Annotated in this window: 13 protein-coding genes; 7 read left to right on the top strand and 6 right to left on the bottom strand. The window is 48.1% G+C overall.

Going from position 1 to position 12,323, the window contains the following annotated elements; genetic code table 11:
• Positions 1-37: 37 nt before the first annotated feature.
• The 3 genes from MLAB_RS04170 to MLAB_RS04180 all read left to right on the top strand — a co-directional run bounded on the left by MLAB_RS04170 (position 38) and on the right by MLAB_RS04180 (position 1,986).
• Positions 38-886: a geranylgeranylglycerol-phosphate geranylgeranyltransferase gene (locus MLAB_RS04170; protein WP_011833167.1), complete on the top strand. Its 849-nt coding sequence runs from the start codon at positions 38-40 to the stop codon at positions 884-886.
• Positions 887-953: 67 nt separating this feature from the next.
• Entirely contained in the window at positions 954-1,364 is a 411-nt protein-coding gene (locus MLAB_RS04175; protein WP_011833168.1) for a hypothetical protein, read from the top strand.
• 52 nt (positions 1,365-1,416) lie between these two features.
• Positions 1,417-1,986 carry a flavodoxin family protein gene (locus MLAB_RS04180; RefSeq protein WP_011833169.1) on the top strand — a complete coding sequence of 190 codons (570 nt, stop codon included), beginning with the start codon at positions 1,417-1,419 and terminating at the stop codon, positions 1,984-1,986.
• 450 nt (positions 1,987-2,436) lie between these two features.
• Here the strand turns inward: MLAB_RS04180 and MLAB_RS04185 are convergent, their stop codons facing one another.
• Positions 2,437-3,069, bottom strand: coding sequence for a formate dehydrogenase accessory sulfurtransferase FdhD (locus MLAB_RS04185; protein ID WP_011833171.1), 633 nt, complete (start codon positions 3,067-3,069; stop codon positions 2,437-2,439).
• A 640-nt stretch (positions 3,070-3,709) separates the two neighbouring features.
• On the opposite strand from MLAB_RS04185, the gene MLAB_RS04195 reads away from it, so the two are divergent.
• The gene (locus MLAB_RS04195; protein ID WP_011833172.1) at positions 3,710-4,105 is read left to right on the top strand and encodes a DUF126 domain-containing protein; all 396 of its coding nucleotides are present in this window, start codon (positions 3,710-3,712) and stop codon (positions 4,103-4,105) included.
• Positions 4,096-5,196, top strand: a complete 1,101-nt coding sequence (locus tag MLAB_RS04200; protein ID WP_011833173.1) for a TIGR04013 family B12-binding domain/radical SAM domain-containing protein — start codon at positions 4,096-4,098, stop codon at positions 5,194-5,196. Before MLAB_RS04195 ends, MLAB_RS04200 begins: the two co-directional genes overlap by 10 nt.
• Here the strand turns inward: MLAB_RS04200 and MLAB_RS04205 are convergent.
• The 3 genes from MLAB_RS04205 to pth2 form a co-directional block, all read right to left on the bottom strand.
• Complete coding sequence (locus MLAB_RS04205; protein WP_011833174.1) at positions 5,193-5,627, bottom strand: hypothetical protein; 435 nt, start codon at positions 5,625-5,627, stop codon at positions 5,193-5,195. The genes MLAB_RS04200 and MLAB_RS04205 overlap by 4 nt on opposite strands.
• A gap of 85 nt (positions 5,628-5,712) precedes the next feature.
• Positions 5,713-6,981: a tRNA pseudouridine(13) synthase TruD gene (gene truD / locus MLAB_RS04210; protein ID WP_011833175.1), complete on the bottom strand. Its 1,269-nt coding sequence runs from the start codon at positions 6,979-6,981 to the stop codon at positions 5,713-5,715.
• Between the two features lies 1 nt (position 6,982).
• Positions 6,983-7,348 carry a peptidyl-tRNA hydrolase Pth2 gene (gene pth2, locus MLAB_RS04215; RefSeq protein WP_011833176.1) on the bottom strand — a complete coding sequence of 122 codons (366 nt, stop codon included), beginning with the start codon at positions 7,346-7,348 and terminating at the stop codon, positions 6,983-6,985.
• A 48-nt stretch (positions 7,349-7,396) separates the two neighbouring features.
• Here pth2 and MLAB_RS04220 point away from each other — a divergent pair, with 48 nt between their 5' ends.
• Positions 7,397-8,434, top strand: a complete 1,038-nt coding sequence (locus MLAB_RS04220; protein ID WP_011833177.1) for a hypothetical protein — start codon at positions 7,397-7,399, stop codon at positions 8,432-8,434.
• Between the two features lie 1,410 nt (positions 8,435-9,844).
• Complete coding sequence (locus MLAB_RS04230) at positions 9,845-10,849, top strand: D-isomer specific 2-hydroxyacid dehydrogenase family protein (protein WP_011833178.1); 1,005 nt, start codon at positions 9,845-9,847, stop codon at positions 10,847-10,849.
• A gap of 131 nt (positions 10,850-10,980) precedes the next feature.
• On the opposite strand, the gene MLAB_RS04235 is transcribed toward MLAB_RS04230, so the two are convergent.
• Both MLAB_RS04235 and MLAB_RS04240 read right to left on the bottom strand, forming a co-directional pair.
• Positions 10,981-11,484, bottom strand: coding sequence for a DUF7000 family protein (locus tag MLAB_RS04235; protein WP_011833179.1), 504 nt, complete (start codon positions 11,482-11,484; stop codon positions 10,981-10,983).
• 159 nt (positions 11,485-11,643) lie between these two features.
• Positions 11,644-12,282 carry a type 1 glutamine amidotransferase family protein gene (locus MLAB_RS04240; RefSeq protein WP_011833180.1) on the bottom strand — a complete coding sequence of 213 codons (639 nt, stop codon included), beginning with the start codon at positions 12,280-12,282 and terminating at the stop codon, positions 11,644-11,646.
• Positions 12,283-12,323: the final 41 nt, after the last annotated feature.

Consider the following 12,323-nt stretch of genomic DNA (forward strand, 5'->3'; position numbering starts at 1 on the left):
ATCTTTTTCGAAGCGGCACACCCAATCATACAGATACATGAGTCTGGCTGGTTATGGAAAAATCATCCGTCCGATGAACGCGGGCGTTTCGGGAGTTACGGCAGGAATCGCCTACTTTATCGCCGGGGGCACGCAGCCGCTGTTTTCGGTTCTGCTGTTTTTTATCGTGCTGGTGATCTGCGGGGCAGGGAACGTCCTGAACGATTACTTCGATCTGGAGATCGACAAAGTGAACAGGCCGGACCGCCCGATCCCGTCGGGAAAAGTTTCTCCGAAAGGAGCGGTCGTCTGGGCAGGGATTTTGTTTGCTGCCGGCGTCGCCGCCGCCTGCTTTACGAACATCTGGTGTCTGGCAATCGCTCTTGTCAATGTCGTTCTTCTGATCATCTATGCGGCAAAGTTCAAGGGGATCCCCTTCCTTGGTAATCTGAGCGTAGCCTATCTTTCGGGCAGCATTTTTCTCTTCGGAGGATTCCTGGTCGGGCCGGAGTCGTTCCTTGTGATGCTGCCCTTGTTTGCCATCACGTTCTTTGGCACTCTCGCCCGCGAACTTCTCAAGGATGCAGAAGACATCGAAGGGGACCGGCTCGGCGGGGCCCGGACCCTTCCGATGCAGATCGGGGTCAGAAAAACCTCAGTCCTTGCCGTGATCTTTGTTCTGTTCGCCGTTCTCTGCAGTTTCGTTCCGTTCCTGACTTGGGGGGTCGTGTATTTGGTGCTGATCGGCGTCGTGGATGCGTTCATCCTTCTTGTAACACTGAGGGCGCTGAAGTTTGAAACGTCCACGGAGCTGACCGCGTCGAACTGCACGACGTATCTGAAGTATGGGATGTTTGCGGCCCTCTTTGTGTTTCTGCTGATGGAAATCCTGGCGGTTTTTCTTTGAAGCACGATAATTCAGAACATATTAATATGCCTGAGGTAGAAGGATTAATAAGCATACTTGGGGTAGCATGAAGGTAGTAGTAAAAGATAATCTGCACACTGCAGAGGCAGGATCGTACTTTCGCGGCTCGGTTAGAATCGAAGGGGACTTTCTTGTCCCGCCCCGTACGTATTTTTGGCGTGATCTTGTCGTTACCGGCAGACTTTTGTTATGCCCCGAGTCCCATGTTGCCGGCAACGTGACCTGTAATGGTGCGGTGATCTGTCATGATTCGATCATCGAAGGGGAGCTGAATTCGGGAGCTGAGCAGCTTACCGTGTGCGATAATGCGAAAGTCCGGGTTATTAGGTCGGACGGGAACGTTCTGCTTCGCCCGGGTGTCGTTTCAGCCGAGGTCCGCGGTGTTAATATTCTGGTGATGGGCAAGGTCCAGTGCGGGAAACTGATGGGCAAAAATACCCGCGTTGTTAAGAACTAACATACGAACTAACATCCATCTTTTTTTTACTTCTGCGGGACAAGTATTAGGTATGACAGATGTCGTTTTGATCTCCGGAAGCCCGCGGGCGAAAGGAAACACCGAGTTTGCACTGAATGTCTGCAAAGATGCGATCGAGAAGAGAGGGCTCTCGGCAAAGATCATCTCTCTTCGCGGGAATCCGATCCAGGGATGTATTGCCTGCGGCGAGTGCGGCAAAAACGGAAAATGCTGCCTGAAAGACGGGCTGAACGATATGCTCGATGATATCAAAGAGGCGGATGGTCTTATTCTCGGAGCACCGGTCTACTTCGGAACGGCCCGCGGGGATATGATGAATCTTATCCAGCGTGTTTCGATGGTTGCGAGAGCAAACGGGAACTGGCTTTCAGGAAAAGTCGGCGGTCCGGTTGTCGTGGCACGCCGCGGCGGTCTGACCTCGACTCTGCAGGAGATGCTGATGTCCTTTTTTATTTCGGATATGATCGTCTGCGGGTCTTCCTACTGGAATATCGCATTCGGCCATGCACCGGGCGATGTCGCTAAGGATGCAGAAGGCATGGCAACGCTGGAGAAGTTCGGCGATAATGTTGCGAAGCTGATCATTCAGCTGAGAAAATAATCCTTTTCTTTTTTAGAATTTGCATGGGATACAGCGTATGCTGACGAAGAAAATTTAGAGCCTCCTAAATCTGACGGTTAACAGGATATCTCCACCGCGGGACGCTCCACGCCGGATCGCAAATCTTTGGTTTGCTCAGCTGAGGTCGGCCGCTTTCAGCGTCCAACCCGCAGTCACCCCCCGCACCCCGGAATGAGAAAAAAATAACAAACAAAAAGAAAAACCCGCGGGCGGGTTTTTCCCAGCATTTTTCCAGACGGCGTGCGATTCCTGCGCAGGCGATCAGCCGGAGCAGAGCACGGCGGCGCAAGAAAAATGCGATTCGCGTTAATTCGCGAGGATTCGCGGTTGGTTTTTCTCATGTGTCCACACAGAACCATGCCCTTCGCTAATTGAATAATACGTACCGCACACGTGAATTTAACAAGGCGATTGACTATTATTTTACGCTCAATACACCAGCGTCAGCTTGCCGTTCTTGGCCACTTCGGCCGCGAGATGGGTCGGCGGCAATTTCGACGCCAGCACCGAGATCTTTGCATGCAGACATTTTCTAACGAGGTCTGCCGTCACTTTTCCCGAGACAAGGACTGCGGTGCTTTCCGGCGGGATCCCTTCCAAAAGGAGCCGGCCGACCACCTTGTCCAAAGCCGTAAACTGCCCGATATCTTCCGCACATGCCGCGCCCATTCCTTCGGCAAACGCCGCCGCCCCAAACCCTCCTGCTTTGATAACCTCGCTGGAAAATGTATGGTTCAAAATATCCTTTGGGACCGGGATGCAGGACTCAAGCACCGGCAGCTTCTCCGGATCCAGATAGGACGCCGTCCCCCCGCAACCCGAGACCACGCTTTTTTTCGGCAGCAGGACCTTGAACGGATTCTTCGTCAGCACGCTCACGCCCGTTTCCGTCTGCATCACCGACTCGATATCCGCATACGGCACGATCCCTTCCGTCGTCAGATACCCGGCCGCAAACTCCTCGGTCATGTCTTTCAGCATCATCACGGTCACAAGCCCCCGTCCGTTTACCGTCAGGGAAACCGGCTGTTCATTCAGTAAACCATTCAGAAATGCTGTCATTGTTATGATAGAGTATGGGTTTAGTACATTAAAAAGAATGGCGGGTGTATCATTGTGGTATCTTTACGTATGTCCATCCTATACATAATCTGTTGTTGGTGTAATTCGATTTCGTGTACGGAATTCTTTTTAATGTGTTCATCCATCACACGAAATCCACGAAAAATATACAAAAACACGAAAAAAGAAATATTTGTTGGGTGGGCCCCTGAAGCACCCTCCCCCGTCCCCCGCACCAAATCCACCAAACCGCAAACCTTCGGTTTGCTCGGCTGAGGTCGGCCGCTTTCAGCGTCCAACCCGCCAACGAAAGGCACGAAATGGGGGACGGGGGAGGGTACGATGTACAATCACCTTACAACCGATCTATCTATATTTCGTGTTTTTGTGTATTTTTCGTGAATTTCGTGTGATGACTCATACCACCCTAAAGAATCCCGTACACGAAACCAAAGTACACCCAAGAAATGAAAAACTACGAAAGATCTTATTGCGCATTGACCTATTCTGTTGTCCAACTGCCTGCAAACTAAAAAAATAATAGGAGCAGGAGTAATACTTTTTCTCCAAGAAGTAGAAGTAAGAAGCCGGATATTGGCTTAGTAAAACTATAAAATGTCCCCTCTCATATTATTAACCAATGTTAATACAGGGACGAAGCATTGCAAAAGGGACCGGAACCGGCCCTCTCCTGATAACCGATACACCCATATCCTTCCTCGGAGGCGTCGATCCGAAAACCGGCATCGTCATCGACGAAACCCACCCCCTCTTCGGCAAATCGGTCGCCGGAAAAGTCCTGGTATTCCCGTACGGAAAAGGTTCGACCGTCGGCTCCTATGTCTTATATGCCCTCGCGAAAAACCATGTCGCTCCTGCCGCGATCATCAACACCGAATGCGAAACGATCATCGCGACCGGGGCGATCATTGCGGAGATCCCGACCGTCGACCGCCTCAAGGGCGATCTTCCAAAAGACGGGATCGTCACCGTTGACGGAACCAGCGGGACGGTCTCTTTCGCACAATGCGGGTAACCTGGCGTTTCATCGCAGCGGCCCGAAACTCGTATGCTGCCCTGTATGCCGCGTCCGAAAAATACGGCTACATCCTCGAACCGGTCGATTCACCCGCTGACGGCGGGGACGTGATCTGTTATAGTCTGAATAGTCTCGACTATCCAAAATACGTCGACGAGATCAAATCCGCCGAGCAGATCACGATTGTCGGGGGGCCGCATCCTTCTGCCTGCCCAAACGAGGTCTCTCTTATCGCGGACTATGTCGTGGTCGGCGAAGGAGAACGGACGTTGCCGCGTCTTCTTGCCGCTCTCGAGAGGGGAGAGGACGCGACGAAAATACCGGGCGTTGCCTTCCGTGGCTCCGCCCCCATCCCGATCGACCATGCGGTCAGACTGGATGCGTTCCCTTCGTTTTCCCGGATGAAAGGGTATATCGAACTTTCCCGCGGCTGCCCTTTTTCCTGTGCCTACTGTCAGACCCCGTGCCTGCACGGAAGAAAAATGCGTCACCGATCCCGGGAGGCGATTGTTTCGATGGCCGAAAAATATCAGGATGCCCGGTTCGTCACGCCGAACGCCTTCGCCTACGGTTCTGCAGACGGCCGGGTTCCGGATGTGGAAAAACTTCGCCGGCTTTTGTCTTCGATGCCGAAGAACAACATCTACTTCGGCACGTTTCCGTCCGAGGTCCGGCCCGAGTTTGTCATACAGGAGACCGCCGAACTCATCACGGAGTTCTGTTCGAACACCAAGCTCCATTTCGGGGCACAGTCGGGTTCGGACGCCGTTTTACGGAAGATGGGCAGGGGGCATACGGTCGTCGATGTCTATTCGGCGCTCGAGACCTGCAAAAAAGTCGGGCTGACTCCCGTGGTCGACGTGATCTTCGGCTTCCCGTTTGCGTCAGACGAGGATGAGGAGGCGACCCTCTCCCTCGTTCGCGAAGTGACCCGTTATGGTACGGCCCACGTGCATTATCTGACCCCCCTTCCGGGAACGCCGCTTGAGGGGTCCACCCCCCGGGATATCCTGCCGGAGGTCGACAAGCGGCTTGGGCAGCTCGCGCTGAGCGGCCGGGTCACCGGATACTGGCACGATAAATTCTAAGTTGTCCCCGTTAACACCGAGAATGTCAGCTCATTGGGCGACAAATAGGTCCAATAGGCTTTATGCAGGCCGTCTTCGTACTGTTCGCGGATCGTCACGTCTTTTATTTCGAGTGCGTCCCCATACTTGGCCGCGTGATACTCTCTGACCGCGGTGAGTGCCTCTTCGCACTTCGTTTGCCAGTCATTCTCCGGGATGACTCCTTCGTTAAAATTGATTCCGTAGATTATTTTCTCGGCTGTCTCATCGATGTACTCCCACATGACGAAGTCATCGTAGGCGTACATGTTGAAGAGCCCGCCTATCTCCGGCGTCGTTGAAGTGTAAGGCTCTTTGTCCGTGTCGAGATGTATGGCCTGATATGTGCATCCAGCTGTCGAAATTACGGCAAAAATCAGGATGACCGCCAGGAGAAATGCACGTTTCCTCATAGGTGTAGAGTTGCCTGCAGGCACCTTATATGTATCGCGAATCCGGGTTTTCGAAATCCGACTGTTTCAAAAAAGGAATTGGCCGTCAGACCATTTTTTCGGGAGCGGCCTGCATGAACTCCCGTGCGACGGTGGTCGCATAATGGCCGGGCGGCAGAACGAAGTTCAGCTGCACGTTGTTTTCAAACACCGCGGTTTCTACTTCGGTTGCGAGGGAGATCCTTCGGTGGGCGCCGTCGAAGTTGGTTTTTACAAACTCTGTTGCGTCGGCAAAGCTCTGCATGGAGATGTTGTCCTTTTCCATCTGGGCAAACATCGTTTCTTCGAGAGGACCGGGGGCCACGGGCAGGGTCTTTCCGGGCATCCAGCCGACGATGAAGCATCGGCCGCGTTTCATGTGCTGGCGGGCGGTCGCGATGTTTTTCTCGGTGACGGTGTCGACGCGTCCGTTGGTGAATTCGAGGTGTTCGCCGACTCTCGGCTCGTTGAGGGGGGCGTTTTCTTCGCACCGTTTGGAAAGGGCGATGTTGAAGAGCCAGGACTGGTATGCCGAGACGAACATGGAGAGGAGTTTTGGGGGCATTGCCTGAAGGGCCGCTCCGTAGTCGCCGGGGTTTTTGGCGAGGGAGTCGAGCATGATCCGCTCATACGAGAGCCAGGGCGGCAGTTCGTAGAGGGCGGTTTTTGCGTCGCCGGTCTCGGCGAAGTTTTTGCGGGCGGTTTGGACCTGTTCGGATTCGTAGGGGAAGCAGCCTCCGACGTAGAGATCGACGGCTTCTTTGAATTCTTTTCTGAGGATGTGGTAACCCATTTTGTGGGTGACGGGTTTGAGGGCGCCGAATCTCTGGAGTCCGTAGTAGTTGGGGATTCCTGCAGCGATTTCGCCGGAGATTTCAGCGGTGTTTTTTGCGAGATCGTTCGGTTCGCAGTCCCGAAGGGTGATCTTGAATCTGTTTCCAAGGAGGTTTCCAAGGCCGAGGGAGAACTGGTGGGTCGCGACCGGTTCGATGGTCATGTCTTTGATGTTGAGGTTGGCGGCGGCTTCGGCGGGGACGTTGTAGAGGGAGATGTACTGGGTGGTGACGGCGTTTTTGTCTTTGGTGCCTGCCCATCCGATGCGTTTCTGGCTGATGCGCAGCCGGTTGGTGATTTCGTGCATGGCGTGCTGGTGTTCCCAGGAGCGTTTGGTGAGTTTGCAGATGGTGTAGGGGCCGGTGTTGGTGAAGGTGATGGGCAGTTCTTCGACGACGAAGTCTTCGGGGGTGGTTCGGAGACGTCCGCCGATTCCGGGCTGGCTGGTGGCGTAGTACCGCATGCCGAGGTCGATTTCGAGGGGGTGGGTGGATGGTTTCATGTCAGAGGAGGGGGAGGTGTCCGGTTATTTTATTGATGATTTCGGCTTTTGCGGGTCCTATTCCAAGCGCCGTGACCGTTCCCGGGGGGATTTCGGTGTAGCCGGCGTCAACGATCAAAGAGACGGGGACGCCGTGCATTTCGGCGACGACTTTGAGTTCGTAGAGGGCACGTTCGCTTGGGGCTTTGAGGGCGACTTTTTTCTGGCCTTCCCGGAGCCATTCTTTTTTGTCGGCAAGGGAGGCTTTTTCGTAGGCGCCAATCGAGGCATGGGCTGCCTGGGCACACATTTTTCCGCAGCTGAGTTTTAGGTCGCTTCTGAGGATGAGGCACTGTTTATATTTGAATTCTTCTTCTCCGCCTTTCATTGGTGCGGTACTATTTGGGGTGAAGGGGGATAAAGTAGTACATTCAAAATGAAGAAAACTTTAGACATTTGGCTAAAACAGGATATACAGTTAGATAAGATGTATGGGGGATTTGGAAGTTACATATATGTATTTCGACAGATGAATATACTACACATGGTCATAGAGTTAACTCGTACAGTCCGCTTTTTTGAGTTAGATTTTATTCATGCTGAACATCCCCATTGTTCTTTACCCGAGAAATCCGTACAAAAGATATTATTAGAGAAGAATATTATTGATTTTGGAAATGCTGAGCGCAGGGTGATAACTCCTTGTAAGGATTATTTATCAGATGTTGAGGGGATTAGTTGCTGGTCAGTATCACGGATTCGTCAGCATGATATCCCAAGAATATCTGATATGTTAGCACATAATTCAAAAGAAATCCCCTTGGGAGAGGATGAAGGAATATGCGATACAGCACACTTTATGATGTTTTTGGATGGTGCGGTTATTGGTGTTGAGTCTTGCCAACAGGCAGGATCAATATCCACAGCCTTGACAATTTCAATCTCTACATGGTGTCGTGAACATCCTGAAGCAGGATTACAAGGAGTAAATATAAATCCAATAAAACGAAGTAGGATAGATTTGGATAAATTACAAAAAATACGAAAAATTCACTTGCGCACGTCTCCAAACATTAGTGAAAATTATAATCCAAATGTTAAAGAACTTGGAAGACTCTTTGCTATGAATGATGATTCGGGGATTGAAATAACTCTTCGTGAGGATAAAAAAGAAAAGAAAGGTATTCAAGGAGCAATTGAGTGGGTGAAAGCTCAATTTGCAGATGATAATGCCGTTGAAAAGTTAAGTCTCCTAAAAATTGAGGCTGTTGTTCAAAATGGTTCTGGAAAATATGAAGAAATTGATCTTTTAGACTCTTTTCTTATTGCAAAAAAACGTGTTATAAAACTAGACAGTAAGACAAAAGGTGTAAGTTCCCAGTCAATGTATGAACAAATTAATAATACATATGAAGATTTTAAAACAGAAATACTTGCAAGAAAACCTTATTATGTTCTCTCAGAAATACGTTGAATGACACATATTCTATCTATTTATCAAATAAAAGAAGCAAAAATTGATTTTATATTAGCCATAGCTTTCACAATTTTAGTCTGTATCATATTATCCAACATGAATTCACTGTATATGATACTCACATACTTGGAAATATGTTGCACGGTTGCGGCCACATTACTTGGATTTTTGTTAGCTGCGTATGCCTTGCTTCTTGCCTTCCCAAAAGAGGGTTACATGAACTTGATCACTCTTCACCCCAATTACCCCTTCTTATATCGCTATTTTATCCTTGCACTATATGTTATTGTTGGATATTTAATTGTAGCATTTACTGGGTTATTATTTCCCGTACTTCATAGCCGTTTTGAGATTCCCTTTTGTGTTCTGCTAATATTTCTTTTAGTATATTCCTTAATAATTATTATTAGGATCATATCTCTGTTGAATCAGTTAACTGATCAACTTTTTAAAAAATAGGGTATTATAATTCTCAACTTTTTTTAAATCGTAATATTACTTTTAATTTTTTGATATTACTGAGTGTGCTTTACTATCTCTGAGATTTGCTTCGCTGAGTTCGTTACCATGAGGCCGCTCCCTCCCAACACGTTACCTCAAATGGGGGACTTGGGCGGAAGGCCGGGAGATTTTTTTTTCATATTTTGGGGTGCGGGGACGCGACTTCGGCGCGGAGCGTCCCGCGGTGGAAATATCTTAATTTTTGGGACTAATGAACAATCTTGGTGGCTCACTTCTATCCAAAAACATTCTCACATAACCAAAATCCCTCATCAAATCCCCATCAACTCCGCCCTCACCCCCTCAAGCTCAACTCGAAAACCCAATTTGCGAATGGAAAATCCCGCATCTCTCCACACACGTTCTCTTAGCGAAAGCCCGGAAAAAGCCCACTCAGCGGCCATCTTTCCCGCCGATCTCCTCGATTTCCGCCCATTGAATCCGTATTTCGTCTGGGAAAATCCCCTATACAGATGTGTATCTACATATCTATACGTGTTGAAAAAAAAGACAGGGGGTAAGGACTACGTCCGTAAGTAAGTAAATACGGGAAGAAAAAGTGCTCATCAATCACTTTTTTTTTATAAGTATAGTCGTATTATTATTATTTTATGTACAGTACAGACGAGAGAGAGAGAGAGAGAGAAATCACATTTATGTGTGTATGTAAGTACGTCTTTCCTTCCGTCCGGACGTAGTCTGGAGGGGGACATCATTTTTTCAATCTGTATAGATAAACACATAGATAGACACATAGATGGATACAACGAATTGCGGGAGAATGAGAATGCATACAATGCAAAGGACAGAAATATGCATCAGGAGCATCTCGCTGCGAAATACTTCTCGGATCAAAAAGCCAGATAGTATTTTTATCAAAGAAACTAATCAATACGAAACAAACACATGACCACCCCACCCCCCGCATCCACGAAAACAGAAATGAAAAAAATACTAATAACCGGCCTGCCCCCTTCAGACGAAATGAAGACGTTTATGAAAAATCAGGGCTATGAGATCCTCTCTCCCGGAGTGCTAAAGGAAGACGAGATCATCGAAGCATTAGCGGGAGTCGATGCATACATTCCCGGCGGGGAAGAAGTGGTTACTGAAAAAATAATCGCCTCTGCGAAGAACACCCTCAAAGTAATATCGTTTAACGGTGTGGGATATGGATATTATGTGGATGTACCGGCAGCAAAAAAACATAATATCGCCGTGACCAATGTCCCGCATGCCAATTCATTAGCAGTCTCTGAATTCACCGTGGCTCTCATCCTGACCCTCATGAAAAAAATACCTATTATGAATAAAGAAACGAAATCCGGTTTATGGCACAAATATATATCCCAGGATGTGTCTGATAAAACCATTGGTATTGTTGGCATGGGAAGTATAGGCAGGTTGGTTGCAAAGAAAATGTACTACGGGTTTGGGTGTAAAATACTCTATTACAGCAGAACCCGTGAGTCTGACATTGAACAGGAATTAGATGCAAAATTTGTAGAATTGCATGACTTATGTCGTTTATCGGATGTAATTACGCTGCACCTCCCTTACACTTCAGAGACTCGGCATATAATCGATGAAAAATGTTTTCATGAAATGAGTCCGGACACATGTTTAATCAATACCGCCAGGGCCGAGCTGGTATCACCCATTGCTTTACGAGACGCCTTACTTTCTAATAAGATCAATGCGGCAGCATTTGACTGTTATTATTCCGGAAAGGTGCCCTCTGATCCATCAGAAGATACCTTTGGTCTGCTGAATTTGCCGGACGATAAATTCATTCTTACCCCGCATGCCGCATATAACACGGTGAACAGTAATACAGAGGTGGATAAGATCGCCTTGCAAAATATTGTGGATATATTCAATACTGGATCTTGCACGAATCAGGTAATGTAACTCCGTCACACCTGAAAATTACTGCAAAACGTGTGGTTATTCCAAATAATATTTGTATTCTTTACAAGCCTCATTCAATCTTTATAGAACGAAACAGAGAAGGTAGAACGCAGTATTCTCACAGGAAATCTTCAATCAAAATCACTCTGCGTCGCTTCAACGCCCTCAATATATGCCAAAAGCCGTAATGAAGCCTCCTTAATTTCTAAAAGAACCCGCCCTCCATCGGATATATCCATACTCTGATCCAGGGGAATTCTCAAAATGTAATCACTTCTCTTGGGATCCTCGGTCAGGAAAAAGGGCTGTTTCGTATCTTTCAGCAGTTCATAATATCTGCATTGAAATTTACGGTTGAATCCGGAAAGCCAGACTTCGAATTGGAAATTTCTGTGGACAAAAGTAACCGCAATTTTCAATCCTTTCTTTTTCAGCGTATCGTTGGTAAACTGAAAATAGGAATAATCCATACCGTTCTCTACAATATTTCCCTGAAACCGATAGTCAGGTATCTCTTTTTCCAGCTCGATCCGTAAAAACCGAAAGAGTCTGAGAAACTCCTGATAGCTTTTTTCCAGTTCCATTGTCTGTACTAATTTCTTATACGTCATTAAGAGATTTTTATCGAAATTCATTCCCTCTTCCCTCCAAAAAATTCGATTTATAGCTATATCTCTTTGTACTATTATAACACTTAACTCTGATTTGCTAGAACACATCTCAGCCCGCCGATTATAAAAATGGAGCTGAATGTAGAGGGGATTTTTCCCCGTTTTGTTTATGACAAAAGCGGATCAGTTTTCCTTGCCGGACGGCAAACTCTGCATGAGGGCAAAGAAATATTCAGGCTTACCGGTACTAAAGTAATCATACCAGGCTTCCAGCGTGTTTGATTCAAAAACACCTAAATGCTCAATAATTTGTTTGGCCCACAATAAACCTCCGGTGGAACCTGCAGTAATCAGATTATTATCTGCTACGGACGGCTCGTCTACATAGAAACTCTGCCCTTTATACCCGGGACAAAACATCTCAAGAAATCCCGGTCCGTTACTGGTATGCGGACGCTTATCCAGAAGCCCGAGGTTGGCAAGTGCAGCAGTAGCCCCGCAGATAGCACACACCGTAGCGCCGATCGAAAGAAATTCGCCGGCTTTCTCGAGAATTGCGGAATGCTTTGGGTCGTTCCAGGTATTTGCGCCCGGTAAAATCAGCACGCTAGTTTCACTCACAACAATATCATCAATCAAGCAATCGGGCACGATCGTCATCCCGCCCATTGTAGTGATCGGCTCGTTAGAATAACTCACCGTTTTGAGCGAGACACGCTCCGCACCTTTTTTGAAAAACCGCCCGGAGTTCAGCTCCGAAGTAACATACCCCGTTTCCCAGTCGGCTAACGTATCAAGAACATACACATAGATTGTAAACATATCTTCCCTTCATTTTTACTGTATGTATATTTTTAGGTCCT

This window comes from Methanocorpusculum labreanum Z (assembly GCF_000015765.1).
Lineage (GTDB): Archaea > Halobacteriota > Methanomicrobia > Methanomicrobiales > Methanocorpusculaceae > Methanocorpusculum > Methanocorpusculum labreanum.

Coding starts and splice junctions, on each gene's coding strand:
- MLAB_RS04220 (WP_011833177.1), top strand. CDS start 7,397: ATGAAGAAAACTTTAGACATTTGGCTAAAACAGGATATACAGTTAGAT.
- MLAB_RS04175 (WP_011833168.1), top strand. CDS start 954: ATGAAGGTAGTAGTAAAAGATAATCTGCACACTGCAGAGGCAGGATCG.
- MLAB_RS04205 (WP_011833174.1), bottom strand. CDS start 5,627: ATGAGGAAACGTGCATTTCTCCTGGCGGTCATCCTGATTTTTGCCGTA.
- MLAB_RS04195 (WP_011833172.1), top strand. CDS start 3,710: ATGTTAATACAGGGACGAAGCATTGCAAAAGGGACCGGAACCGGCCCT.
- MLAB_RS04180 (WP_011833169.1), top strand. CDS start 1,417: ATGACAGATGTCGTTTTGATCTCCGGAAGCCCGCGGGCGAAAGGAAAC.
- MLAB_RS04200 (WP_011833173.1), top strand. CDS start 4,096: ATGCGGGTAACCTGGCGTTTCATCGCAGCGGCCCGAAACTCGTATGCT.
- MLAB_RS04230 (WP_011833178.1), top strand. CDS start 9,845: ATGACCACCCCACCCCCCGCATCCACGAAAACAGAAATGAAAAAAATA.
- MLAB_RS04185 (WP_011833171.1), bottom strand. CDS start 3,069: ATGACAGCATTTCTGAATGGTTTACTGAATGAACAGCCGGTTTCCCTG.
- MLAB_RS04235 (WP_011833179.1), bottom strand. CDS start 11,484: ATGAATTTCGATAAAAATCTCTTAATGACGTATAAGAAATTAGTACAG.
- pth2 (WP_011833176.1), bottom strand. CDS start 7,348: ATGAAAGGCGGAGAAGAAGAATTCAAATATAAACAGTGCCTCATCCTC.
- truD (WP_011833175.1), bottom strand. CDS start 6,981: ATGAAACCATCCACCCACCCCCTCGAAATCGACCTCGGCATGCGGTAC.
- MLAB_RS04170 (WP_011833167.1), top strand. CDS start 38: ATGAGTCTGGCTGGTTATGGAAAAATCATCCGTCCGATGAACGCGGGC.
- MLAB_RS04240 (WP_011833180.1), bottom strand. CDS start 12,282: ATGTTTACAATCTATGTGTATGTTCTTGATACGTTAGCCGACTGGGAA.